We start from the raw sequence: 23,473 nt of genomic DNA, 5'->3' as shown, positions 1-23,473 counted from the left end.
GGGATTAATGTTTTTTTGTCTTTTTGATTGTGTTTATTTTAAATAAAATCAGAACTTTGTTCACTTTGGAAGCATTCCCGATTTATTAGCGTATCAGCTTTTGGTAAAAGTTCGTGGAAAGCTTTTCACACCAACTGGAAGCTAGCGGATATTTATTGTTTTGGATCGTGAAAGGCGGCTTCTATTGAGCTATTCATAGCAAAACTAACAAAATGTTTCGATGAAAATAACGCTACTTTGTATAGGTAAAACAGATGACAAGTACCTGATTGAGGGTATTGACAAGTATATTAAACGGTTAAAGTTTTATGTAAATTTCAGTATTGTGGTCATTCCAGACATCAAAAATGTGAAGAATCTTTCTGCTGAGCAGCAGAAAGATAAGGAGGCTCTGCTGATTTTGAAACAATTACAGCCTCAAGATTTAGTCGTTTTGCTGGATGAACATGGAAAAGAGTTTCGTTCCTTGGAGTTTTCTGCTTATCTGGAAAAAATGATGGTACAAAGTGTTCAGCATATGGTCTTTATTATTGGTGGTCCCTATGGGTTTGACCAAAAAATTTATGATCGGGCGAAGTCAAAAATTTCGTTGTCCAAGATGACATTTTCGCATCAAATGATTCGTTTGTTTTTTACAGAGCAGCTCTATCGTGCTTTTTCTATCATGAAAGGGGAGCCTTATCATCACGAATAATATGGAAAAAAGTCCGTAACTTCATCATGAATAAAAACAAGCTTATGAATTTGCCCAACAAACGAGATTATCACTATAAAAGTGACGAAGGAGAGAAAAATAGCCAATTGAATAAATACATTATGATTGCTTGTATTATAATCGTAATCGCATTGGCATTTTTTTTCGCATAGCTTAATGCCCTTCCATACGGATCTAGTAAAAGAAATAAATCTCTTACTTAATATCCGTATGGAGGATATCAGCAGATGATTTTAATAAATTTTAATTGAATTGTTTAAGCAAGAACGCTTAATTTTTGGGAGAAGGTTGGCAGGTTTTGCGCGTTCTTTTTGGGGCGGTGTTGTTTACGAATCCCCAGTTGGTCATGTAGAATGACAAGGGATTAATTTCTAATAGTTTTTTCATTTTTTCTTTTTTTACCATATAATAATTTATTGATTCGCTAATAATTTATCAATAATCGAGCCAAACTATAGTGCTTGTCATGTTCGAAAAGAAATATAGCAAATAAGGTCAATAAAAAATAGTTGAAAGTGTGTTTTTTAGGACTAGGTCAACATAAAACGCAGCCCATGAGAGGGGCTGCGTCGAATCGAAGTATTTATTTTTTATCAATTTTATATAATTTACCGATATCTGTGATTGCGTAAAGCGCACCATCTTTTCCTTGCGTGATATCTCTAAATCGTTGCCCTTCACTACCTAGTAGACGTTCTTCTCCAACCACTTTGTTGTCCTTCAGTATAATTCTGGCAATGTGCATACTGCTTAGACCGCAAATAAAAAGATTATTCTTCCATTCTGGAATATTCTGTCCGGTATAGAATGTAATTCCACTAGGCGAGAGAACAGGATCCCAATAATAGACGGGTTGTTCCAGACCGTCTTTTTGTTGGATGCCCGCACCAACCTTATCTCCTTTATATTCTATACCATACGTAATCGTTGGCCATCCATAATTCTTGCCTGCTTCAATTCTGTTCAACTCGTCGCCGCCCCGTGGACCAAATTCGGTTTCCCAAAGATCGCCAGTTTCAGGATGTAAGGCAAGTCCCTGTGGATTACGATGTCCATAACTGTAAATTTCCGGACGTGCATTTGCCTTGGCTATAAATGGATTCCCAGGGGCAGGCTGTCCATCAGTGGTAATACGTAGGATCTTGCCCAATGCTGCATTCAGATCTTGTGCCAATGGTCTTGTGACCAAATCAGATCTTTCACCTGTACTCAAAATAATGTTACCTTCTTTATCAAAGATAATTCGTCCACCATAATGCAAGTTCCCTTTATGAGCAGGAGTAGCCTGATAGATAACTTTAGCACCTTCTATCGATTTCTCATCGGCTGACAGTTTTCCTTTCGCAACAGCCGTCAAAGTTCCAGCAGCGGTATTATCAGAGAAAACCCAATATATCATACGGTTTGACTCGAATTTTGGATCAAGACGTAGTCCCAAAAGCCCGCCTTGTCCACTGCTATTGACTTGAGGTAAACCTTTAATTGGTTCACTTAATTTGCCGTCTGCCGTTGCAATACGAAAATCACCTTCTTTTTCTGAGATTAATAATCGGCCATCGGGTAAAGCAGTTATACCCCAAGGAGATTTTAATCCCTCGGCAATTACTTTACCTTCGAACGGCGTGCTCGTCTTTGCACCTTTAATTCTGGTTTGTCCAGCAAATGCTGGTTTATAACTTGTGTTTGCCTTTTGTGTTTCTACCGGAGGATAACTTGTTGTGTCAGTTGCAGAATTTGCACTGCTATCCGAACTTGAATTTGAATTCGCATGGTTGGAATTACATGCAGTTAATCCTAAAGATACTGTTAAGAGGCTTATTGTCAGTTTGGTTTTCATTATCTGTGACTTGTTTTTGGTCTGATTATCTGCTTGAAGATATTAAAAATTAATGAAATATTATTTTTCAGAATGTAATAATATAAATATATAACTCATACTAATAAGAAAGGGGAATGCTAGCCAGCTAATTTGTTTTTAAGTATTATAGGAGTTATTTTCCCGCCAGGCAGTTTCTTACGATTCGATGGAGCTCAATATCATTGTTTATATAATAATCACTTATATCTAGAATTGTGTTTGTATTTAAATTGTAAATACATACGGGAACGTAGTTGGGTTGTGCAGAGGTCTCGAAAGTCTTAAAATAATCTGCACTTTCCTGTATGTTTGAAAACTCTTTGGATTCGCAATGCTGTGTATCCTGATTATAAGCAATGGTTATAAAGTTCTTTTTCATTTTACTCGCCTTTTATCAGAATAACGAAAATTGGGAAGTAAAAGTTTTAAAAATTATTGCCTTTTATTTCTTAAACACTGATATGGCTTGCGGCTATCGGCTGTCCAAAAAATATTTTTGCTTTACTTTCAAAGTCTCTCGGATCATCTGTTGTATAAAAGGCCAGTTGGCCATTTTGAGAACAAAGTGTTTCAATTTCCTGGTGTCTACCTAGATATTCTTTTAAGCTATTGGCAACAATAGGTCCCTGGGAGATGATCTTTATATTACTTGGTGTATATTTTTTGATTACGGGCAGCAATAGCGGATAGTGGGTACAGGCAAGCACGATGGTGTCGATCTGATCGGATTGCTGTAAAAGTTCCCGTAAATCTTTTTCTACAAAGTAATGAGCGCCCTCGGTATTGATTTCGTTGTTTTCTACCAAAGGGACCCAAAAAGGGCAGTCGTGCTGAAAAACCTCAATTTCTGGATTGAATTTGTGTATTTCTATTTTATAGGATTCAGATTTTACCGTTCCTGTAGTGGCTAAAATACCGATCTTGTTAGTTTTCGTAAAATTGTGTACGATTTCGGTCGTGGGTCTGATGACGCCAAGGACTTTCTTTCCAGGGGGAAGATCATGTTGTTGAATAGTCCTTAATGCTTTTGCAGAAGCCGTATTACATGCCAGAATAACGAGATTACAGCCCAGGTCAAATAATTTAAAAACACATTGTTTGGTGTAATTATAAACGGTCTCAAAGGATCTTGTACCGTATGGAACACGGGCGTTATCGCCTAAATAGATATAATCGTATTGAGGTAAAAGTTGTTGAATTTCTTTAAATACGGAGAGTCCTCCATAACCAGAATCAAAAATACCAATAGGACCGGGTGTTGTTAAATTATCCATAACACAATGTTATAAGCACCTTCACTTATAACATTGTGTTACAAGTTTCAGATTTATTGAAGCAAAGATGGTTTCTCTTTGTATATTTTCCAAATTAATTCGCCAAATAATGTATTTGTCCAAGCAAACCAATGTCTTGTGAATTTTTTAGGATCGTTTTTATGAAAAGACTCATGCATAAATCCGGTTCCACCATGTGTATTGACCAGGGTTTTAATACAATTACGAATCTCATCATCATTTGTTGAGGTCTGCGCCCGCATAATAATGGACATCGGCCAGATCATATCTCTTCCTATGTGAGGTCCACCAATGCCTTCTGCTGCTGTTCCCTTAAAAAAGAATGGATTTTTATCAGACAAAACAAAGTTACGCGTACGTTGATAAACTTCGTTATTTAGATCTACAGCTCCTAAATAAGGTAGAGCCAACAAACTAGGAATATTCGCGTCATCCATCATAAGATGGCTCGAAAAACCGTCTACCTCAAAAGCATATATCCGGCCCAATGTCGGGTGGTCGATGATACCATATTTATTGACTGCTGCTTCGACCTCATTGGCAAGCGCTTCCATTTTTGCAGCGAGTTCATGTTCATTTTTAACCTTTTTCAAAATTTCGGCAGACTGCCTCAGACTAACAATCGCAAATAAATTGGATGGAATAAGAAATGAGAAAATTGTAGAATCGTCCGAAGGTCGAAAACTAGAGCAGATCAAACCAACTGGATTTACAGGATATCCATAGCCATCTACCTGTAATGTATCGGAGCCCCTGGAGGTTGTTCGTTCAAATTTATATGGGCCTAGGCTATCTTTACGTTGTTGCTCAACGAAAGTCTGATATATTTTATGTTGAGCTTCCAACCATTCATCATTAAATGGGCTACTGTCACTCGTTTCCTTCCAATAATGATAAGCTAATCGAATTGGATAACACAATGAATCGATTTCCCATTTTCGTTCATGAATTCCAGGTTTCATGTTTGTGTGGTCACTGAACCATTCGCCTTTCTTTGTTGGATCGTTATAAAATGCATTGGCATAGGGATCAATATTGATGCATTTGCTCTGTTTTTGAATTAAGCCAACAATAAGATCTTGTAGTTTTTTGTCCTTTTTCATAAAAGGGAGGTACGGCCATACCTGCGCACTACTGTCGCGTAACCACATCGCATCGATATCTCCTGTAATCACATACGTGTAATTCCTTCCGTTTTGGACATAGGGAAATACGGTAGTATCTAAGGTATTAGGAAAGCAGTTGTTAAATAACCAAGCCAGTTCCTTATTTTTAACATTTTTCTGAAATTCTACAATTGCATCTTCGATTACCTTGCTCGAGAAAAGTCTTTTCTCTTTAGATGTCCGAACAGTGGGAAAAGAATGTTCTTGAGCGAATGAAAATTTGCTTGTAAGTGCACCTGCGGTTAACAGGGTTGCGTTTTGGATAAATGTTCTGCGTTTCATGCTTATTAGGGCTATTTTTTATGATTTAAGGTTATTTACTGAAATGCAAGATATAAATATTTTTGAATAAAAGGAACAGCAAATACGATTTAGCATGATAAAATTGACTGAACATATGAATAAAGTCAATTTTATTCGGTTAATTTGCGTTTAGGAATGCATTTTGCTAGAAAAAATAATCTTTGAAATAATTTTATGAGGCTTAATATAACAAAAAATAATAATTTACTCCGAATTGTGCTGGCAGGCATGGGAGTAGGTATTTCCTTCGGAGGTTTTGCCCAGATTAAGAGTCAGCCTTATTCGTATCATTTTTATCAAAAAATGAACGATGCGGTTTATTCTACTGAAACGAGGATGCATACTTCTGCTAAACCATTCGTCATTAAAGACTCTTTATTGTTAGCCAAGTTTGATTCAATACAATCCAATAAACCCGTTTCCTCGTCCAATTGGTTTATGCGCAAAATTTTTAATGAACATCTTGTGCAGGTTGAGAAAGACGATTACACATTTTATGCTGATTTTCTACCGGATCTTTATATTGGAAAGGACATGCAGGGCGACAAGCGCCGTACATGGATGAACGGTAGAGGATTTCAGGTGGGATTGAATGTAGGAAACAAATTTACATTTAATACTTCCGCATTTGAAAGTCAAGCTGTCTTTCCTAAATATTTAGATGATTATATTGTTGCGCATAAAGTTATTCCGGGTCAAGGAAACACCAAATTTCAGTCCAAGAATAAAATGGACTGGATGTATGCGACAGCTAGTATGACTTATGATGCCCATAAGTATATCCAGGCAACTTTGGCTTACGACAAAAACTTTATCGGGGATGGCTATCGATCGATGCTTTTATCGGACTTTTCCTCAAATTATGCGCATCTGAAATTGACCGGGACCATAGGGAATGTTCAATATACTTCGATCTGGGCCTATATGAATGATCCGACGCATCCTAGACAGGATTTGACGGGTACAACTCCGATGGAAGGGCAGAATAATACACGTTTAGGAGACGGAAAAAAATGGGGGGCATTCCAATATTTGGATTGGAATGTGACCAATAAATTATCGATAGGCTTTTTTCAATCTGTCGTTTGGGCTGCTCAAGATGAAGCTGGTAAAAGAGGTTTTGATTTTAGTTATATTAGTCCAATTATCTTTATCCGGCCTGTTGAAAGTAATAATCGTACTTCACCCGATAAAATGTTTTTAGGATTGACCTCCAAATATAAATTACCTTATAGATTTACTGCGTATGGACAGTTTTTGTTGGGTGAATTTACAGCAAAAGAATTCTTCGCAGGTAACGGCTATGCGCATAACAAATGGGGCGCACAACTTGGTGTAAGGGGATATGATGTATTTGGTGTTAAGAACTTGAACTTTCTTGCCGAGTATAATACGGCAAGACCATATACTTACGCACACTTTAAATCGTATTCAAACTATAGCAACAATGCCGAACCATTGGCTCATCCGAAAGGGGCAAACTTTAGAGAGCTCGTTGGGATTGTGAACTATGCTTGGGATAGATGGGACTTTTCGTTACAGGGTATGTTCACCCAAAATGGGCTGGATCTCCCTGATGGTAGTAATATGGGGGGGGACATCTTTCAGTCCTACAATACAATACCGAATATGTACGGAAATCATATAGCGCAAGGAATAAAGAACAATATCTATTATGCGGATGCGAAGGCAGCTTATGTGCTCAACCCGAAGTATAACCTTCGCTTAGAACTCGGTTATACCCAACGTTACGCAAAAGCACAATACGAAACACCTGTCGTCAATAAGTCTGGTGTTGTGTCATTTGGACTTCGCTCAAGTTTCCGAGCAATTTATAACGATTTATAGAAATTTTTATAAACTGATCTATACTAGAAATAAGACAAACTATATTGATTTGGCCATAAACGCTGTAAAAACCAATATAGTTTGTTTTTAAAACGAGGTCTCACGACAAATTGACAAGATAGGGAAGACAACTTTGATACAGCCAGAATAAAATATCCGATGGTTGGCGATCCCTACTTATGATTTGTCATGACTTTAAAAAGGTCGATTTAAACTGAATAATTGCATGAGTTAGGTCATTTATCCAATGGGCATGCACAAAAATAATTATATTCCGATGAAAAAAATCCTCATACTGAATGGCCCAAATTTGAATTTGTTGGGTGTAAGAGAGAAATCAATTTATGGTAGCCAGGATTTCCTTAGCTATTTTGAAGAGCTTAAACAACAGTTTGAAACGGTGCAATTACACTATTTTCAAAGCAATTCAGAAGGAGGGTTAATCGATAAGATTCACGAAGTTGGTTTTGAATTTGATGGAATTGTGTTGAATGCTGGAGCGTATACGCATACATCTGTTGCTATTGGAGATGCAATTGCGGCAGTTACAACACCCGTTATTGAAGTTCACATAAGCAATGTCCATCAAAGAGAGGAATTTCGCCATCATTCGTTCCTGGCAAAGAATTGTAAAGGGGTGATCTGTGGTTTTGGACTGGATAGCTACAGATTGGGTATCCAGGCGTTTATTAAATAATATCTTCTTTTGCAAGGAAGAGAAAAAATAGCTATAAAATAAAAAAGCGGGAATTCCCGCTTTTTTATTTTATAGCTAACAGACTTGTTCTAACCAATAAGACTTCTGATTTCGACTTCGTCTGCTTTGATCTGAGCTTTCATTTCTTCAAGCGAGTCAAACCGTTCATCATGTCGGATAAAATGAAGGAACTTGACACGTAGTGTCTTGCCATAAATATCCTGATCGAAATCGAATAGGCTGATTTCAATCGCACGATTCATTCCATCAACAGTGGGTCTGGTCCCTATATAGCCCATACCTTTCGCAATTGAAACCGGATTTTCCTCTTTATACTCGCCCGTAGTGATGTTTTGGATATGATTATAGATGTATACCTCAACAGCATAAATACCATAGGCTGGTATTAGTTTATGGGGTTCGTGAACCTGCAGGTTTGCTGTCGGAAATCCGATTGTACGCCCAATTTGGTCGCCTCTAATAACAGTTCCCGTTAATTCGAAAGGATAACCTAAATAGAGATTAGCCGTTCTTATATCGCCCTTTATAAGCGCTTCACGTACTCGTGTGGAGGATACTGCAATATCATTGATATCCTGCTCTGGAATTTCGTCAACACTGTAGTCAAATATAGATGCAAACTGCTCTAAATCGCCCATAGTACCCTTTCGATCTTTTCCAAAATGGTGATCATAGCCTATCACAATCTTTTTTGTACCCAATTTGCCTACAAGAACATTACTAATATATTCTTCCGGAGTCTGATTTGAAAAATCACGGGAAAAAGGAATGATAATTAAGTGGTCAATTCCCACTTTGCTTAATTGACTGACCTTTTCTTCGATATCGTTGATTAGGCGTAAACTATCATCATCTGGATTGATAATCAATCGTGGATGTGGAAAAAAAGTAAGCAAAATTGTCTCACCATTAATTTTATGAGCTGCTTCCTTTAAGTGAGCCAATATTTTTTGATGGCCAATATGAACACCATCGAAAGTACCGATGGTTACAACTGCATTTTCAACTGGTGAGAAATCATCTAAACTTCTGTAGATTTTCATTTATAGGAGTTTTTGCAAAAATAAGATAAAGAATCAATAAAATGGGATGGTAAAGTTATTTAATGATTTCTTTATGACGTTTTATTTCAGCGATAAGTTGTTCAAGATTCCAAGCATTTTCTACCCTATAATCGCCACTTTTGGTGCGTCTCAAAGAACTCAGATGTGATCCACTCTGTAAGAATTTTCCAAAATCGTAGGCCAATGATCTGATGTAGGTTCCTTTTGAACAGGATATACGGAAATACACGTTGGGGAGCTCGATCTTTTCAATAAGAAAGCTATTGATGCGCACCTGGCGGGATTTTATTTCCACCTCTTCGCCACGACGGGCCTTTTCATAGACGCGTTCACCATTAATTTTTATGGCTGAATGGGCTGGAGGAAATTGCTGAATTTCACCCTCAAAGGATTTTGCTGCTTCGAAGATCATTTCCTCTGTGATATGATCGATTGAAAAGGTTTGGTCAATTTCTGTTTCCAGATCATAAGATGGCGTTGTCGCTCCTAAGGTGATCGAACCTGTATATTCTTTGTCTTCGGCTTGGTAGCTGTCTATTTTCTTTGTGAGTTTGCCGGTGCACACAATGAGTAGACCGGTCGCAAGTGGATCTAAAGTTCCTGCATGACCGACTTTTAATTTTAACGGTTTGATTGAGTTTCTAACTTTGCCAACAACGTCAAAACTTGTCCATGTTAAAGGTTTATCGATCAACAACATTTCTCCTTCAGCAAAATTGAACTTTGCTGAGTTTTCACTAACCTCTATATTTTCCATCCAAAGATTTTAGATAATTTGTAAACTATGACCCGAAAGTAGGAGGGTAAGAATGATAACACCCACGATGATTCGGTACCAACCAAAAGCTTTAAAACCATATTTGGTTAAAAAGCCAATAAAAGACTTAATAGCAACGATCGCAACAACGAAACCAATTAGATTTCCTATAATAAGTAAATTGAGTTCTTCTCCCGTGAAGGTGTTTCCCTCTTTAAAAAATTTCAAAAGTTTTACCGCAGAAGCGCCAAACATCATTGGTAACGCAAGGAAAAAGGAAAATTCGGCTGCTGCTTTACGTGTTAGCTTTTCGGCCATACCTCCAATGATCGTACTTGCGGATCTTGATGTACCCGGGATCAATGCAAGACATTGATATACACCGATCATAAAAGCTTGTTTGTAAGAAACATTGTCCGAATCTTCTACTGTTGGTTTGTTAAACCATTTGTCGACGAAAAGTAAAACTACGCCACCGACCACCAACATAACTGCGACCATTAAGGGACTCTCTAATAATGCATCAATATAATCGTTGAATAGCAAGCCCAATATAGAGGCTGGAATAGCTGCAATGACCAATTTGTAGTAAAATGATAGCGTTTTGAAAAAACGTTTGTAGTATAGTACCAGAACGGATAATATCGTTCCTAACTGGATGACAATCGTAAATAATTTAACAAATGCCGATGGTTGAATACCCATTAAGGCAGTAGCAATAATCATATGGCCTGTCGAAGACACAGGCAAAAACTCCGTTAATCCTTCGATGATAGCAAGGATGATAGCTTCAATAATAGACATCTGTTTGAAATAAGATTATACTTTAGTTGGATTTGTTTTTGGGGCGGTATAGAATTGCAGCGAACCCTAGCGCAAACCCGAGAACAACAACAATAGGGGCCAACGTAATCTTGGTAAAACTATAGATATCAGTTTCACCAGACATCAATGTAAAGCCAATGATTACAACAATTAAGCTAGCTATAAACAGTTGGTAGTTTACTTTGGAGAATACAAATGAACCTTTGTTGACTGATTCAGTAGATTTCTTTATTTGAGCCATTTTTTTATCTATATAAATCGTTAGATTGTGCCTTTAAATATTTTGTTACCGCGAAATAGGTGCTAAGTCCCGAAATGAGAATTCCAATCAAGATTACGCCTAAAAAGATCACCGCAAATTCGAACCAGTTGCGTAAAAAGACCAGCTCTGGTATTTGCTGCTGTGCAAATTTTAGCGTTAAAATGAGGAGTAAAATCGCGATCAAAGATCCCAGTAAACCATGAATGATACCATACGTTATAAATGGTTTACGAATAAAGTTTTTAGTAGCCCCAATCAATTGCATACTTTTGATTAAGAAACGTTGTGAATAGATCGCAAGACGTATCGTATTGTTGATTAAAGCTACGGCGATAATCAATAGGATAACCGCAAAAGCCAGAACAATCATTCCAATGATGCGTACGTTTTTGTTGATCATGTCAATTAATGATTCTTGGTATACAACTTCTTTAATTTTATTGTTTTTGGAGATCTTTTCAATAAAAGTTTTAATGCTATCTGTATTGGCATAATTCTCTTTCATGTAAACATCCAAAGAAGGCAATAGTGGGTTATGCCCCAGATATTGTACGAAATCTTCACCAAGATCTTCTTTCAAGTTTTTTGCAGCCAATTCCTTACTAATATATTCGGTGCGAAGCACGTAGGGATCTTTTTCAAGGTCTTTTTGTAGAGAAAGGACATCACCTTCGCTTGTACCATCATTTACGATGACATTTAAGACGATATTTTCCTTAACGTATTTCGAAAGATTTTTAGCGTGCACCAAGAGTAATCCCAACATACCTGTTACCAGCAACACGAGAGCGATACTGATAACCGTAGATACGTATACAGATTTTGTTTTTCTTTTTTGTGTGCTTAATTCGTATTCTGACATAATAAGCAAAAATTTATTTGCGAAAGTAACTATTTGAGTGGAAGATTTCGAATTAATCTTATAATTACTTTGATAAAAATCAATTCGAACGCTGTTTTCTTCCTATGTTTAATTAACTTTTCAATACTATAATTTATTGTTCAAACTACAAAACTTTTATCACATTTCAGTATTAAAATCGTAATTTCGCAAGTCATAAAAATTCCTTACGAATAAAAATGGAGTATAATCACAAATCATTAGAGAAAAAGTGGCAGAAGTTTTGGGCGGATCATCAAACGTATAAAACGTCCGATACGCATCAAAAGCCAAAATACTATGTATTGGATATGTTTCCTTATCCTTCCGGAGCGGGTCTGCACGTTGGTCACCCGCTGGGATATATTGCTTCGGACATCTTTTCAAGATATAAACGTTTGAAAGGTTTCAATGTATTGCATCCGATGGGATATGATTCTTTTGGACTTCCTGCAGAGCAATATGCCATTCAAACTGGTCAGCATCCTGCAGTGACGACTGAGGTAAATATCAATCGGTATCGTGAGCAAATGGATAACATTGGGTTCTCTTATGATTGGAGTAGAGAAGTACGTACTTCTGATCCGTCGTATTACAAATGGACACAGTGGATTTTTATGAGATTGTTTGATTCTTGGTATAATAAGGAATCAGATAAAGCTGAACCGATCGAAACATTAATCGCGATGTTTGTTGCAAGCGGTTCAACTGGCATTTCAGCAGTTTCAGATGAAGATGTCATGGAATTCAGCGCTGACGAGTGGAAATCTTTTGATGAAGAAAAACAACAACGGGAATTGTTGAAATATCGGATTGCTTATTTGCGTGAAAGTACAGTAAACTGGTGTGCTGCTTTAGGTACAGTATTAGCTAATGACGAGGTAATCAACGGTGTCTCTGAACGCGGTGGTTATCCTGTAGAGCAAAAGAAGATGATGCAGTGGTCTATGCGTATTACTGCTTATGCGGATCGTTTATTGAAAGGTTTGGATACAATTGATTGGCCAGAACCTTTGGTTGAAATGCAGCGTAACTGGATCGGAAAATCGGTGGGTGCTTCCGTGAAATTTCCAGTACCACAATTCGATACAGCAATTGAAGTGTTTACGACACGTGTAGATACTATATATGGTGTTTCATTTGTCGTTTTGGCGCCAGAACATGAATTGGTTATAGCATTGACCACCCCTGAGCAGCAAGCTGAAGTAGATGCCTATATCGAGAAAACTTCGAAAAAGTCTGAGTTAGATCGTATGGCCGATACAAAAACAGTCTCAGGTGCTTTTACAGGTTCTTACGCTAAACATCCAATTTCTGGACAAGATGTACAGATTTGGATCGCAGATTATGTACTTGCTGGTTATGGAACAGGGGCTGTTATGGCGGTTCCTAGTGGCGATCAACGTGACTATTTATTCGCTAAACATTTCACTCTTCCTATTATTCCTATTTCGGATACCCAAAATATTGAAGAAGAAGCTGATCCAAATAAAGAAGGAAAATACATCAATTCCGATTTTATCAACGGTATGACTTACCAAGAAGCGGTTCCTGCTTTGATTACTAAATTGGAAGAATTGAAATTAGGTAAAGCGAAAATAAACTTCCGTATGCGTGATGCTATTTTTGGGCGTCAGCGTTATTGGGGTGAGCCAGTTCCTGTCTACTTTAAAAATGGGTTACCTTATTTAATTAAAGAAGAAGAATTACCTCTCTTATTGCCCGAAGTTGATAAATATTTACCAACGGAATCAGGTGAACCTCCTTTAGGAAGGGCCAAAGATTGGAAATATGAAGATCAATATGAGTATGAACTGAGCACGATGCCGGGATGGGCAGGCTCTTCATGGTATTGGTTTAGATATATGGATCCAAAAAATGAAGGCAATTTTGCATCTAAAGAGGCTGTAGATTATTGGAAAGCAGTAGATTTATATATCGGTGGTTCTGAGCATGCTACAGGGCACTTATTATATTCGCGTTTTTGGAACAAATTCTTAAAAGATTTGGGTTACCAAAATGAAGAAGAACCATTCCGCAAATTGATTAATCAAGGCATGATTCAAGGGCGCTCTAATTTTGTGTATCGTGTACTTGATGACGAAGGGAGAGGTACAAATCAATTTGTGTCTTATGGATTAAAAAATGAATACAAAACTATTCCTTTACATGTAGACGTGAATATTGTTCATAATGATCTATTGGATTTGGAAAAATTCAAAAACTTCAGACCGGATTTTGCAAATGCTGAATTTGTATTGGAAAATGGTAAGTATATCTGCGGTAGTGAGGTGGAGAAAATGTCTAAATCCAAATTCAATGTGGTCAATCCTGACGATATTATCGAATCTTATGGAGCAGATACATTGCGTCTATACGAAATGTTTTTGGGACCTTTGGAGCAGGCTAAGCCTTGGAATACAAATGGTATTGAAGGGGTTTATAAGTTCTTACGTAAATTATGGCGACTGTTCCACGATGCTGAGGGTAATTTCAGTGTTTCCGATGAAGATCCATCCAAAGCAGAGTTTAAAGCCTTACATAAAATTATCAAAAAGGTAGAAGATGATATTGAGCGTTTTTCATTCAATACTTCAGTTTCAGCCTTCATGATCTGCGTCAATGAGTTGACGGACTTGAAATGCAATAAACGACAAATATTGGAGCAATTAGTTGTCACTCTTCAACCGTATGCGCCACATATTACGGAAGAGTTGTGGGCGCTATTGGGTAAAGAAGCTGGTACACTTTCTTACGCTTCATATCCTGTGTTTAAACCAGAATATTTAGTTGAATCTGAATTTGCTTATCCGGTATCTTTCAATGGTAAGATGAAATTCAATCTATCATTAGCGCTTGATTTAGATCAAAAAGCTGTAGAAGATACGATTAGAGCACATGCTGATGTACAACGGCATTTAGATGGGAAGGCGATCAAAAAGATTATTTTTGTCAAAGGAAAAATAATCAATATTGTGATTTAACCCACTCCATACAGTATAAAAAGCCGTTTTATCGACAGGATAAAACGGCTTTTTTATGCCAATACATCTTGAAAAGCTATTGTTTTATCGAAGATAGCTTTCGCATAGGGACAGTTTGGGATAATTTTGGCGTCATTTTTTCGGGCATAGTCAACAGCCTCCAGTACCAATTTTTTTCCCACACTCATTCCCTGATACTCGTCGTAGACTTCTGTATGATCAATGGAAAACTCATGATCGCTTTGCCAGGTATACTCTAAAATTCCGGCTTCATTATTTTCAACTTCTGCAATAAAATTGCCTCTTTCGTCCCTTTCGATGTTTCTTATTTCCATAGTTTTTTATAAAAATAACGTCCAAATGATCTTTTTGTTTTATGGAATTTTTCAATTTTGTGATCGGAATACATCTTGTTTAAAAGGTTGAAAGATCGGTAAGCTTCAGGTGACTGACTGTTATCAGCCCCATTGCACGCGACTAGGTTTAGACAATAACTTATGAACTGGACATGGGTGTTTAAAATCAAAGAAACGAATCGGTTCCAGGTTAAAATCACTTGGTGCAGGATCGTTCAACATCCCTTTTTTTAAAGAATTTTTTGTACCTTTGCAATTATCTCCTTAGAACACATCGCATTTTTATCTTTTCAACGAAGCTCTAAAGGTCCGTAACCTCCTCGGGAACATTTATTTTAATCCATATTGAATGAGCAAAAGCCAAATTACATTTAACAAAAAAGAACGAGAAAAAAAGAAACTACTCAAAAAACAACAAAAAATTGAGAAAAAAGAATTCAACAAAACAAACAACGACAAGGGGAAATCTTTGGAAGAACTGTTTGCTTATGTTGATGAACATGGGAATATTTCAGACAGACCTGCGATAAAATTGAAAGAAGGGGAGAGTCCAAGCATGGCCTCAAATCATCATGACGAGTATTCCTTCGGAAAAGTTGTCCATTACAATAACGACTCCAACTATGGGTTTATTAGAGACAACGAAACTCAGCAATCTATTTATTTCAATGACCGTCTTGCTGGACAGAAATTGAACCTGAATCAGAAAGTGAAGTTTAAATTTAAAAGTGCTAAACAAGGTGCTCAAGTCACTGAAGTCTTGATCGAGTATTAGCTAAAAAAGTACTCTTAATCGAGTATTGATGATTATAAGGCCTTTTGTTTGATGTCAGGGTATTTGGAGTCAAACAAAGGTTTTTTACATTTATCTGAATGCCTGCTTTCCCGCTAATGGCATTCTTTAAAAGAGAGGCTTCCTGCAGTTTTAGCTTTTAAATCGCTTTCATTAATCGCTCTCTTGATAGCGAAAAGAGTTTTTCCCTACCGGCATAATTTCACGATTACCTTTACAGAAAAAGTTCGATTTTTAGAATTCCCCTTTGTTTTGAATATGTCGCTGATCTAATTTTGATGTGATCTGTATGCTTTTTACGTGATTTGTATACTTTTTATATGGTCCTACTGGGGGTACCTTTGTAGTCCTGTGATATTTTGCCTTAAATACTGTTGATTCTAAGTTGTCTTCTAAGAATTTATAGGGTAAATTTCTGGTTATTGTTCCTGTCCTGTATAAGTTGATGATTTTTTTTGATATAGAAGGATTGATGGAAACAGAAATAAAATAACCCTCCAGCAAAGTAAGCTGCGACGTCAGCAATATCTCCGGTATTATAAGTGGTATATTGAGGCATAATCCATTCAAAAAGTAAGGAGGTAAAGAATGAAATTATCCAGATTTGGTAAAGCGGATAACCATGGGCTCTGCCATTATTGAATACATAACTACCCACGATAGATGAAAAATGGATAATGATCGGTACAAAAACGAAATCAGTCAGCCATCCGTTCAGAAAGGGGATAGGGGAATGATTAGTCCGAGTAAATCGAATAAAGAACCAACAAAACCAGTAGAAGATAAATAAGCCGTCAAACAGCTCCCTACTTAATGAGTGAAGGAGACGGCGATTAACATTGCTATAGCACCACATGCCATTAAAGTTAAAAACATAAAGAAAGCAGTCTGTTTACCGAATTTCTTCCAAGAACTGTCGTTTGGATGAGCTGGGATTAAAGTTTGTTTTAATTCGATGTATTGCCTTTTTAGCCAATTTCCCGTTGATTTTTCCATGTATATGGTCTTATTTCTAGTTCATGGTGTAAAATTAGAACAATTGTTCTAATTTTACACCATGAATACGAAAGAAAAAATTATTGTGGGTGCGCTGAAGCTTTACAATCGTGATGGTATACGTACGGTAACAACGCGTCAAATTGCTCAGGAACTGAATATAAGTGCCGGTAATCTTCATTATCATTTTAAACATACCGAGGATATTATTTTTCAACTTTTCCAATTATTGCAAAACGAGTATGAAAAGATGATTTTGAAGCCTGAAGATGAAGCAAGCACATTTCGCCAGGTGCTGGATAGTTTTATTGATGGCTCTTATGCGCTGATATCGAAATACAGGTTTATTTTTGAGAATTTTGTTGAAATTTGCAACTGGATCCCCAGTATTGCAGAAGCTTACAGAAGTTTGGTGGCACAGCGTGAAGAGCAACTTGTCTCTCTATTTTTGTATTACGCTGAGTTAGGTATGTTTCGTTCTGATATACCCTTGGTAAATTTACAGGGGTTCGTGCGCCAACTTTTTATCATTTCAGATTTTTGGAGCTCAAGCTATGCTGTTTTGGGTGCACACCAAAATGGAAATCCACTGGAAGATTATAGACAGACGATTCACACGGCCTTTTATCCATATCTTGTTTAAAGGAACGGGTCAAATTGGATCGATCCTTGGATTGTTATTCTTTCCTTAATGTGAAAATGGTAACCTCGGGTCGGGCGTTGAATCTGATGGGAATGCTGTGTCCCAGTCCGCGGTTGATATATAATGTTCTGTCTCCGCTTATTTTCTTGATTCCTTTATCGTAGTTTTTATTCTTTACGGGAATAATCGGGGAGCCCCAGAAAGGAATTCTTACTTGGCCAGCATGCGTGTGTCCTGCCAGTATCCAGCCATTGTATCCATTCCAGCCGTCGAGGTCTGCGGCATCCGGATTGTGACATAAAACTAAACTGGCTTGAGATTGATCATAGTCTTTCATGGTCTTTACAAGGTCAAAGTTCGTTCCCCAAAAGTCATCTATACCGAATATTCTTAATCCTTGGGTTATTACGCTTTCATTTCTCAATACTTTTATCGAATATCCATTGGAGTAGGCTAACGATTGAATCTGCCGCCGCACTGTCCTGAAAATTCTTTCCATAGTCATGATTACCTAGAATTGCCAATGTTTGAAGTTTGCCTTTTGGGACATCTTGCATGACTTCATCGAGTTGTTCTAAAGGGATTTTATTCTGGACAAGACGTACAAAGTCACCGGTGTATACCATGATATCGGGCTTTAATGCTCGGATTTCCCGAAAGGTTCTTTTTATAAAATCTTTATTCACATAGTTACCGATATGTATGTCCGAGATTTGGATCAACGACTTTCCTTCCAATGCTTCTGGTAAATGTTTTACAGTTAGATTGATCTGCTCGTATTTTACCCAATGTGGCTCGATTTTCCAGCTGTAAAAACCGAGCAATGCACCCATTACGAATAAATAAATTGCTATATGCTTTAATTTTCGCTTATTTTTCATAGCGCTAAATTAACTTTTCCAGTCAGATTTGCTAATCTTCATATTGAGGCTTTTCCAGGTTTCGTTGCCAATTGTTACTTCCGAAATAATATTTTCGTTAATTCGAAAACCTACGGCTTCATAACATCGGATTGCATTGTGATTCCAGTCATAAACGTTTAAATCGGCTATTTCATAATTGCCTTCAGTAAAAAGCAGCTTGAGTAGTTCATTTACCGTGCTTCTGCCGTAACCTTTATTTCGTTCGGAACTTTTTGCAATTAGGATGCGGCAAAGCCTTGGAATGTCCCGTTCGAAGCTTAATTCGCAGTGGCCGATAATTTCTTCGGTTGCTGTATCGATGATTTTAAAGGCGTTTCGCTTTGGGTCTTGAATGTATTTTTCAAGTTGGAAATCGGTAATCGGAAACGAAAAATACGGTCCTGCAAACTGTAATAGTTCCTCTGCTGATTGAATCCATGACTTAAAAAGCGGGAAATCTGATTTTTCGAATTGAAGTAGTGTTATCATGATTATTGTCTAGTTGCCACTCTGAAGGCAAATCAATTTAGAAAATTCTCGTGCCCGATCCTAAAGAAATTACTGAATTTTACGAAATTCGTGCGAAATATATTAAAAGAGTATTATGCCGCAGCTTATTTTAGATACAATTATAGAAGCTCCTTTATCGGTTGTTTTTGACTTGGCACGTAGTATTGATCTGCATATGTATTCGACAAAGAAAACTGGGGAGAAGGCAATTGATGGGGTGACGACAGGATTAATCGAGGCAGGTCAGCAGGTGCGCTGGCGTGCAAGGCATCTTGGAGTAAAGCAAACATTAACTGTGCAGATAACAGCGATGGAAAAACCTCATTTTTTCGAAGATCGAATGACTCAGGGAGTGTTTCATTCGATGGATCACCAGCATATTTTCAAGGAACTGGAACATGGCAAAGTATTAATGCGCGATGTGTTCAATTTTAAAGCTCCTCTCGGGGTTCTGGGAAGGCTTGCAGAATGGCTATTTTTAACCCGATACATGCTGCGCTTTCTTGAAGAAAGAAATCAGGTGATCAAAGAAGTTGCTGAGTCGGGTGAATTCCAGGTCTATCTTCCAGTCTAGTTTCATTTGGGGGTAAACGATAGGTTGCTAGGTGTCGACTGTTGGTTTTAGCGAGAAGCATAGGGGCGAATTTTTCAACTGGATCACATTTAGCAGTTCAATGAACGATGATATGGGGATGCTCCGCTTTTTCGCTGAATTATCTGAAAATTCGTATGTATTTAATGGTTTCTAGCAACAACAACTATCGTTGGATTTTCCTTCCGAAGTTGCTCCTGCAAGAAATCAAAAGCTCCTTTCTGATTCATGGTGACCTGATAGATTTTGTTGAATTCATTATAGAAATAGACGCGATAGCTGTTGGGTCCCCGGTAGTTTCTTATGATTTTTGTTTCAATGCGATGGATTTGACTAATTGGGATCTGTTTGTTTCCGATAAATGGGAAAAATAAAATTTCATTTTCACAAAAAAGATAAGGGGCAATAGCTGAAAAGATGCGGACTAGCCGTCTGCTATATTGTTGGTAGATGTAAAGATCATCGTCGTCTAGTTGCTGCAGTGCATGGATGAATTTTTGGTTTTTAATGTAAGTTATCCAACTCAACAGGCCGAACGCAAAGCCTAGGTAAGCGAAAAGAAAGGATAGGGTAGGGAGCGATTTGTAAAAAAACGACAGCCTGTCTTCACTGTCCGTCCATTTCTTGAAAAAAGCTGCCAGAAAAAATCCGTAACAAAAAACGAACAACACAAGGAAGACTCCAATTATCACATTGCGGGTTTTCCTGATTTTTATAAGTTCTGCTTTTAAGAACGATCTCATTACTGTGGGGGTGTTACTCATGGTTTGTTGGAAAAGCCTAAATATAATAAAAGCGTTTGTTTTGTTCTGTGCGAATTGGACTTTAATGGCTTTGGGAAGTTTTGTTTGTAATGTTTTACTTAAGGTTGTTCTGCTTATTTAACTGTATTAAATCTTATTATTAATTTGTTTTGTTGTTTTTAACGCTGTTGGATATATCGAAAGGATTATCTTGACTCATAAAATTCCCGTGCTGGTGCGATGTTGTGAAGGTTGTTTTAAGCTTGTTTTTGCTTCTCTTTTTCTTAAACGACCGTACGGTGCTTTACTCGGAGATGACGTCTTAAATTGATTAAAAGAGGGCTAGAATTAAGTCGGGTGATTTAGATGTTTGATCTTGGTTGTCGCAGATCCATTTAGGTGGGAGTTGCGTGTCTATGTAGCGGACAAGTTTTTTATATCATCCTATAGTTTTGCGAAAAGGTTATTATTACTCGTTTTAAGCAATTTTATGTAAATTATGAGTAACAGTGTGATTGTGTAGAGATATTGTCTTAGATCGAATTAAAATGGTGTTAAATCCGGTGTTTGCTTACTCTTAATGAAGTGGTCTTTGCAAATGGACTTGCTTGGGGGTGTCTAAACGTTTCGCATGATGTTGGTAGAAGCGCTAGAGAAATATAGCAAAGTACATGTGCGCGCTCTGCTGCATGGATGTTCTTTTGGTAGGTGGCCATCGTTAATGGCGGGAACTGTGACCGGGAGCTGTACCATACACATGAAGAATTTAAAGATTGTGGTCTCCTGTATTTTTTTGTATCCGGCACTGGAGGGAATGCCCGCTTTGGCGCTATCCATGAATAGTGGAAAGGGTGTGGATAAAATTTTATCCACACCCTTTCTGCTATAAAAACCAGGCTTTTAAAACCGTTTTACATGTGTTTTTTTTATTTATATAATCGATGTAATGTGTTGCTGTATAGATGTTAATTTGTGTTTTTTTTTGATTTTATGTTAAAAGATGTAAAATTGTATAAAAATAGTGTTATAGTCAGGAAATGATCCATATTTTTTTGATTTAACCCAAAGGAAAGGCGTCAAAAAAGGAGCATTGGTGCCTTGGTATAGGCTTACAAAAAGCCTATTTCCTTGTTCAATGGAGTGGATTAAATAAAAAGTGAGGGTTACTTTCAGGGAGTTATATCGAGTTTGGTAGCGACCTTATAACAGGTTTAGAAATGGTCTTGGGTCGTCCTATTTCGCGTAATTTGAAGGGATTTCAATGATTTGAATAATTGAATAGCGGGACGCTTAAATGCGATATATTTTAATGTTTTGTAATTTTTATATTGCTTTTAATCAGTTGGTTTATGTAGATTATGTCGATGTGTAGTTTATGTTTTGAAAAAGTTGATTTTGCGTCTTCTGGATTATTTTCAAAACGATGCTCAATAGAAAAAATGAAGGAAAAAGCTGAAGATTTAGCCTGTTAATCCAAGGAATTACCCGTGGTTTTATTCGGGTCGATATGGCTTTTCGTTAACAGGATTTTCCCTTTAATCAGGTCATCATTGAATTGGCCGACCGTTGTTTTTTGAAGCATTTCCGAGAGGTTATTGCGTATGCTTTTGAACTCGTGATGCAAGGGGCAGGGATATTGTTCGGAGCAGAATTCAAGCCCCATGCCGCAGCCGACAAATAGACTTTCACCGTCGATCGCTTTGACGACTTCGGATAGTGGAGTGGACATATCTTCCCGGTCGAGGTAAAATCCACCACCAGGTCCCTTCATGGATCGAATGATACCTGCCCGGCTTAGATTCTGCAATATCTTGCCTAGAAAAGCTTCCGGAGAATGAATACTTTCAGCTATTTCTTTTATGCCCACGCGTTTATTTTCTTGGGAGCTTTGCGCGATAAAAAAAACTGCCCGTAGTCCATATTCACATGTTTTAGAAAAAATACCCATAATCTTTTTTGCTTTTTGCAAATGTACAAAATCAAAAATAGCCATCCACCAATGATTAAAAATTAGGGATGACTATTTGATGAAGTGAGGCAGTGCACTTAATTTAGTTGCAATGATGCTGGACCAAATTCTTCGAAATGAATGTTCTCAGCGTTGATACCCTGATTGGTTAAATATTGGAAGTGCTTTTTGATAAATCCTGATGGGCCACAGAGGTAATAGTTTGCCTCCTGTGGAAGATGCGAAGCATCTATTTTAGCGAGATCCACCCAACCCACAAGTACGTCGGCATCCGCATCCTGAGCTTCGTCATAGAAAGAAAAACTAGTTATGTTTTGATGTTGATTTTGCAATGTTTTTACTCTTTCTTTAAACGCATGTAAATCAGGGTTACGGCAACCATGGATCCAAGTGATTGGTTTGTCTTCTTTCTTGTCAGCTAAATGCTCTAACATGGCAATCAATGGGGTCTGACCAACTCCGCCACTAATAAATACATCTGGTTTTTCACTTTCGATAAGTTGAAAGGAGCCTGTAGGTGCTGTGAGTTCCAGTTGTTTTCCAACTTCAAAGTATTGATGTATATAATTACTCACCATACCCTCAGGTTTTCCTTCCGTAGCTTCTCTTTTTACCGAAATCCGAAAGTACTCTCCATTGCTCGCATCGGAAAGACTATATTGTCTTGGTTGGTACAGGTGTAATTCGGGAAGAAATACACGTACACTTACATACTGGCCTGCCTCATGTTTTGGAAGTTTTCCTTGATCTGTTGGCTTGAGATAAATAGACTGAATCTCGGCAGTCTCAGATACCACTTTTACAATGGTGAATGGCTTCCAGCCCGTCCATCCACCGTCGTTCTGGATCATTTGATCATACATATCCTTTTCGATTCCGATCATCAGGTCTGCTAATTGAAAATAGGCAACTTTCCAGGCTTCAATCAGTTCTTCTGTTGCAGCGTCCCCCAATACTTCTTGAATGGAGGCCAATAGATGCTTGCCAACGATCTGATAATGCTCCGGACGAATATTGAGGCTACTGTGTTTTTGTCCAATATGTTTCACTGCAGAAAGAAGGACTGCGGGATTCTCGATATGCTCGGCATAGGCCAACACTGCCGTGGCCAACGCTGTTTGTTGTCGCGCATTTTGTTGGTTTCCCATATTGAAGATATGTTTAAGCTCAGGATTGTGGGCAAACATACGTTTATAAAAATAACTGGTCAGCGCCACACCATGTTCTTTTAAAACCGGTACAGTGCCTTTGATTAACTCTTTTTGTGCTTCAGTAATCATAATAAAATATTTAA

The 23,473-nt window shown here is 37.6% G+C and carries 25 protein-coding genes; 8 read left to right on the top strand and 17 right to left on the bottom strand.

Going from position 1 to position 23,473, the window contains the following annotated elements; all coding sequences use genetic code 11:
• Nucleotides 1-220 precede the first annotated feature (220 nt).
• The gene (gene rlmH, locus M2419_RS01875; protein ID WP_159731006.1) at nucleotides 221-694 is read left to right on the top strand and encodes a 23S rRNA (pseudouridine(1915)-N(3))-methyltransferase RlmH; all 474 of its coding nucleotides are present in this window, start codon (nucleotides 221-223) and stop codon (nucleotides 692-694) included.
• Between the two features lie 604 nt (nucleotides 695-1,298).
• Here the strand turns inward: rlmH and M2419_RS01870 are convergent.
• The 4 genes from M2419_RS01870 to M2419_RS01855 all read right to left on the bottom strand — a co-directional run bounded on the left by M2419_RS01870 (nucleotide 1,299) and on the right by M2419_RS01855 (nucleotide 5,316).
• Nucleotides 1,299-2,552 carry a PQQ-dependent sugar dehydrogenase gene (locus tag M2419_RS01870; RefSeq protein ID WP_259254124.1) on the bottom strand — a complete coding sequence of 418 codons (1,254 nt, stop codon included), beginning with the start codon at nucleotides 2,550-2,552 and terminating at the stop codon, nucleotides 1,299-1,301.
• Between the two features lie 154 nt (nucleotides 2,553-2,706).
• Nucleotides 2,707-2,952 carry a hypothetical protein gene (locus M2419_RS01865; RefSeq protein ID WP_075993320.1) on the bottom strand — a complete coding sequence of 82 codons (246 nt, stop codon included), beginning with the start codon at nucleotides 2,950-2,952 and terminating at the stop codon, nucleotides 2,707-2,709.
• A 70-nt stretch (nucleotides 2,953-3,022) separates the two neighbouring features.
• The gene (gene murI / locus M2419_RS01860; RefSeq protein ID WP_153846395.1) at nucleotides 3,023-3,847 is read right to left on the bottom strand and encodes a glutamate racemase; all 825 of its coding nucleotides are present in this window, start codon (nucleotides 3,845-3,847) and stop codon (nucleotides 3,023-3,025) included.
• A 53-nt stretch (nucleotides 3,848-3,900) separates the two neighbouring features.
• The gene (locus M2419_RS01855; protein ID WP_153846394.1) at nucleotides 3,901-5,316 is read right to left on the bottom strand and encodes a glycoside hydrolase family 125 protein; all 1,416 of its coding nucleotides are present in this window, start codon (nucleotides 5,314-5,316) and stop codon (nucleotides 3,901-3,903) included.
• A 195-nt stretch (nucleotides 5,317-5,511) separates the two neighbouring features.
• Between M2419_RS01855 and M2419_RS01850 the strand changes: the two genes are divergently transcribed.
• Nucleotides 5,512-7,185 carry a gliding motility protein RemB gene (locus M2419_RS01850; protein WP_259254120.1) on the top strand — a complete coding sequence of 558 codons (1,674 nt, stop codon included), beginning with the start codon at nucleotides 5,512-5,514 and terminating at the stop codon, nucleotides 7,183-7,185.
• A 277-nt stretch (nucleotides 7,186-7,462) separates the two neighbouring features.
• Complete coding sequence (gene aroQ / locus M2419_RS01845; protein WP_153846393.1) at nucleotides 7,463-7,882, top strand: type II 3-dehydroquinate dehydratase; 420 nt, start codon at nucleotides 7,463-7,465, stop codon at nucleotides 7,880-7,882.
• Between the two features lie 89 nt (nucleotides 7,883-7,971).
• Here aroQ and M2419_RS01840 read toward each other — a convergent pair whose 3' ends face one another.
• From M2419_RS01840 to M2419_RS01820, 5 genes are read right to left on the bottom strand one after another with little or no spacing between them, the layout of a single operon-like run.
• Nucleotides 7,972-8,946, bottom strand: a complete 975-nt coding sequence (locus tag M2419_RS01840) for a bifunctional riboflavin kinase/FAD synthetase (protein ID WP_075993316.1) — start codon at nucleotides 8,944-8,946, stop codon at nucleotides 7,972-7,974.
• 55 nt (nucleotides 8,947-9,001) lie between these two features.
• On the bottom strand, nucleotides 9,002-9,724 hold the full coding sequence (truB, locus tag M2419_RS01835) for a tRNA pseudouridine(55) synthase TruB (RefSeq protein WP_153846392.1): 723 nt from the start codon (nucleotides 9,722-9,724) through the stop codon (nucleotides 9,002-9,004).
• Nucleotides 9,725-9,733: 9 nt separating this feature from the next.
• Nucleotides 9,734-10,528 (bottom strand): undecaprenyl-diphosphate phosphatase, encoded by a 795-nt coding sequence (locus M2419_RS01830; protein ID WP_153846391.1) that lies wholly within the window; start codon nucleotides 10,526-10,528, stop codon nucleotides 9,734-9,736.
• A gap of 22 nt (nucleotides 10,529-10,550) precedes the next feature.
• Nucleotides 10,551-10,790, bottom strand: coding sequence for a DUF3098 domain-containing protein (locus tag M2419_RS01825; RefSeq protein ID WP_153846390.1), 240 nt, complete (start codon nucleotides 10,788-10,790; stop codon nucleotides 10,551-10,553).
• Nucleotides 10,791-10,794: 4 nt separating this feature from the next.
• A complete protein-coding gene (locus tag M2419_RS01820) occupies nucleotides 10,795-11,673 on the bottom strand; it encodes an ABC transporter permease (RefSeq protein ID WP_159731000.1) in 879 nt (292 codons plus the stop codon).
• 218 nt (nucleotides 11,674-11,891) lie between these two features.
• On the opposite strand from M2419_RS01820, the gene leuS reads away from it, so the two are divergent.
• Nucleotides 11,892-14,675, top strand: coding sequence for a leucine--tRNA ligase (leuS, locus tag M2419_RS01815; RefSeq protein ID WP_182331257.1), 2,784 nt, complete (start codon nucleotides 11,892-11,894; stop codon nucleotides 14,673-14,675).
• 53 nt (nucleotides 14,676-14,728) lie between these two features.
• Here the strand turns inward: leuS and M2419_RS01810 are convergent, their stop codons facing one another.
• Nucleotides 14,729-15,010, bottom strand: a complete 282-nt coding sequence (locus tag M2419_RS01810) for a GNAT family N-acetyltransferase (protein WP_153846387.1) — start codon at nucleotides 15,008-15,010, stop codon at nucleotides 14,729-14,731.
• A 370-nt stretch (nucleotides 15,011-15,380) separates the two neighbouring features.
• Here M2419_RS01810 and M2419_RS01805 point away from each other — a divergent pair, with 370 nt between their 5' ends.
• The gene (locus M2419_RS01805; RefSeq protein ID WP_075993311.1) at nucleotides 15,381-15,806 is read left to right on the top strand and encodes a cold-shock protein; all 426 of its coding nucleotides are present in this window, start codon (nucleotides 15,381-15,383) and stop codon (nucleotides 15,804-15,806) included.
• An 828-nt stretch (nucleotides 15,807-16,634) separates the two neighbouring features.
• On the opposite strand, the gene M2419_RS01800 is transcribed toward M2419_RS01805, so the two are convergent.
• Nucleotides 16,635-16,820 carry a hypothetical protein gene (locus M2419_RS01800; protein WP_259254119.1) on the bottom strand — a complete coding sequence of 62 codons (186 nt, stop codon included), beginning with the start codon at nucleotides 16,818-16,820 and terminating at the stop codon, nucleotides 16,635-16,637.
• Nucleotides 16,821-16,881: 61 nt separating this feature from the next.
• Between M2419_RS01800 and M2419_RS01795 the strand changes: the two genes are divergently transcribed.
• Complete coding sequence (locus M2419_RS01795) at nucleotides 16,882-17,463, top strand: TetR/AcrR family transcriptional regulator (RefSeq protein ID WP_153846385.1); 582 nt, start codon at nucleotides 16,882-16,884, stop codon at nucleotides 17,461-17,463.
• A 34-nt stretch (nucleotides 17,464-17,497) separates the two neighbouring features.
• Here M2419_RS01795 and M2419_RS01790 read toward each other — a convergent pair whose 3' ends face one another.
• Genes M2419_RS01790 through M2419_RS01780 form a run of 3 tightly spaced genes read right to left on the bottom strand, consistent with a single transcriptional unit; the run spans nucleotide 17,498 to nucleotide 18,854 of the window.
• Nucleotides 17,498-17,887: a metallophosphoesterase gene (locus M2419_RS01790; protein WP_259254118.1), complete on the bottom strand. Its 390-nt coding sequence runs from the start codon at nucleotides 17,885-17,887 to the stop codon at nucleotides 17,498-17,500.
• The gene (locus tag M2419_RS01785) at nucleotides 17,877-18,344 is read right to left on the bottom strand and encodes a metallophosphoesterase (RefSeq protein WP_259254117.1); all 468 of its coding nucleotides are present in this window, start codon (nucleotides 18,342-18,344) and stop codon (nucleotides 17,877-17,879) included. Before M2419_RS01785 ends, M2419_RS01790 begins: the two co-directional genes overlap by 11 nt.
• A 9-nt stretch (nucleotides 18,345-18,353) precedes the next feature.
• Complete coding sequence (locus M2419_RS01780; RefSeq protein ID WP_153846383.1) at nucleotides 18,354-18,854, bottom strand: GNAT family N-acetyltransferase; 501 nt, start codon at nucleotides 18,852-18,854, stop codon at nucleotides 18,354-18,356.
• A 115-nt stretch (nucleotides 18,855-18,969) separates the two neighbouring features.
• Between M2419_RS01780 and M2419_RS01775 the strand changes: the two genes are divergently transcribed.
• Nucleotides 18,970-19,449 (top strand): SRPBCC family protein, encoded by a 480-nt coding sequence (locus M2419_RS01775; protein ID WP_153846382.1) that lies wholly within the window; start codon nucleotides 18,970-18,972, stop codon nucleotides 19,447-19,449.
• Between the two features lie 161 nt (nucleotides 19,450-19,610).
• On the opposite strand, the gene M2419_RS01770 is transcribed toward M2419_RS01775, so the two are convergent.
• Complete coding sequence (locus M2419_RS01770; RefSeq protein ID WP_259254116.1) at nucleotides 19,611-20,210, bottom strand: hypothetical protein; 600 nt, start codon at nucleotides 20,208-20,210, stop codon at nucleotides 19,611-19,613.
• A 631-nt stretch (nucleotides 20,211-20,841) separates the two neighbouring features.
• Here M2419_RS01770 and M2419_RS01765 point away from each other — a divergent pair.
• A complete protein-coding gene (locus M2419_RS01765; RefSeq protein ID WP_259254115.1) occupies nucleotides 20,842-21,099 on the top strand; it encodes a hypothetical protein in 258 nt (85 codons plus the stop codon).
• Between the two features lie 579 nt (nucleotides 21,100-21,678).
• Here the strand turns inward: M2419_RS01765 and M2419_RS01760 are convergent.
• Together M2419_RS01760 and hmpA are read right to left on the bottom strand one after the other, a co-directional pair.
• Nucleotides 21,679-22,203, bottom strand: a complete 525-nt coding sequence (locus tag M2419_RS01760; protein WP_259254114.1) for an Rrf2 family transcriptional regulator — start codon at nucleotides 22,201-22,203, stop codon at nucleotides 21,679-21,681.
• Between the two features lie 53 nt (nucleotides 22,204-22,256).
• A complete protein-coding gene (hmpA, locus tag M2419_RS01755) occupies nucleotides 22,257-23,459 on the bottom strand; it encodes an NO-inducible flavohemoprotein (protein ID WP_259254113.1) in 1,203 nt (400 codons plus the stop codon).
• Between the last annotated feature and the right edge of the window lie 14 nt (nucleotides 23,460-23,473).

Source organism: Sphingobacterium sp. BIGb0116 (assembly GCF_024808035.1).
Lineage (GTDB): Bacteria > Bacteroidota > Bacteroidia > Sphingobacteriales > Sphingobacteriaceae > Sphingobacterium > Sphingobacterium paramultivorum.
Note: the sequence above shows the minus strand (reverse complement) of the source record. Positions and strands in the feature narration are given on the sequence as shown.

Bases quoted from the DNA above. Each gene is read 5' to 3' on its own strand.
- M2419_RS01820 (WP_159731000.1), bottom strand. From the start codon at position 11,673: ATGTCAGAATACGAATTAAGCACACAAAAAAGAAAAACAAAATCTGTA.
- M2419_RS01780 (WP_153846383.1), bottom strand. From the start codon at position 18,854: ATGATAACACTACTTCAATTCGAAAAATCAGATTTCCCGCTTTTTAAG.
- M2419_RS01825 (WP_153846390.1), bottom strand. From the start codon at position 10,790: ATGGCTCAAATAAAGAAATCTACTGAATCAGTCAACAAAGGTTCATTT.
- rlmH (WP_159731006.1), top strand. From the start codon at position 221: ATGAAAATAACGCTACTTTGTATAGGTAAAACAGATGACAAGTACCTG.
- M2419_RS01785 (WP_259254117.1), bottom strand. From the start codon at position 18,344: ATGAAAAATAAGCGAAAATTAAAGCATATAGCAATTTATTTATTCGTA.
- M2419_RS01810 (WP_153846387.1), bottom strand. From the start codon at position 15,010: ATGGAAATAAGAAACATCGAAAGGGACGAAAGAGGCAATTTTATTGCA.
- M2419_RS01830 (WP_153846391.1), bottom strand. From the start codon at position 10,528: ATGTCTATTATTGAAGCTATCATCCTTGCTATCATCGAAGGATTAACG.
- M2419_RS01770 (WP_259254116.1), bottom strand. From the start codon at position 20,210: ATGAGATCGTTCTTAAAAGCAGAACTTATAAAAATCAGGAAAACCCGC.
- aroQ (WP_153846393.1), top strand. From the start codon at position 7,463: ATGAAAAAAATCCTCATACTGAATGGCCCAAATTTGAATTTGTTGGGT.
- hmpA (WP_259254113.1), bottom strand. From the start codon at position 23,459: ATGATTACTGAAGCACAAAAAGAGTTAATCAAAGGCACTGTACCGGTT.
- M2419_RS01855 (WP_153846394.1), bottom strand. From the start codon at position 5,316: ATGAAACGCAGAACATTTATCCAAAACGCAACCCTGTTAACCGCAGGT.
- M2419_RS01870 (WP_259254124.1), bottom strand. From the start codon at position 2,552: ATGAAAACCAAACTGACAATAAGCCTCTTAACAGTATCTTTAGGATTA.
- M2419_RS01775 (WP_153846382.1), top strand. From the start codon at position 18,970: ATGCCGCAGCTTATTTTAGATACAATTATAGAAGCTCCTTTATCGGTT.
- M2419_RS01865 (WP_075993320.1), bottom strand. From the start codon at position 2,952: ATGAAAAAGAACTTTATAACCATTGCTTATAATCAGGATACACAGCAT.
- leuS (WP_182331257.1), top strand. From the start codon at position 11,892: ATGGAGTATAATCACAAATCATTAGAGAAAAAGTGGCAGAAGTTTTGG.
- murI (WP_153846395.1), bottom strand. From the start codon at position 3,847: ATGGATAATTTAACAACACCCGGTCCTATTGGTATTTTTGATTCTGGT.
- M2419_RS01840 (WP_075993316.1), bottom strand. From the start codon at position 8,946: ATGAAAATCTACAGAAGTTTAGATGATTTCTCACCAGTTGAAAATGCA.
- truB (WP_153846392.1), bottom strand. From the start codon at position 9,724: ATGGAAAATATAGAGGTTAGTGAAAACTCAGCAAAGTTCAATTTTGCT.
- M2419_RS01805 (WP_075993311.1), top strand. From the start codon at position 15,381: ATGAGCAAAAGCCAAATTACATTTAACAAAAAAGAACGAGAAAAAAAG.
- M2419_RS01800 (WP_259254119.1), bottom strand. From the start codon at position 16,820: ATGGAAAAATCAACGGGAAATTGGCTAAAAAGGCAATACATCGAATTA.
- M2419_RS01795 (WP_153846385.1), top strand. From the start codon at position 16,882: ATGAATACGAAAGAAAAAATTATTGTGGGTGCGCTGAAGCTTTACAAT.
- M2419_RS01760 (WP_259254114.1), bottom strand. From the start codon at position 22,203: ATGGCTATTTTTGATTTTGTACATTTGCAAAAAGCAAAAAAGATTATG.
- M2419_RS01765 (WP_259254115.1), top strand. From the start codon at position 20,842: ATGATGTTGGTAGAAGCGCTAGAGAAATATAGCAAAGTACATGTGCGC.
- M2419_RS01850 (WP_259254120.1), top strand. From the start codon at position 5,512: ATGAGGCTTAATATAACAAAAAATAATAATTTACTCCGAATTGTGCTG.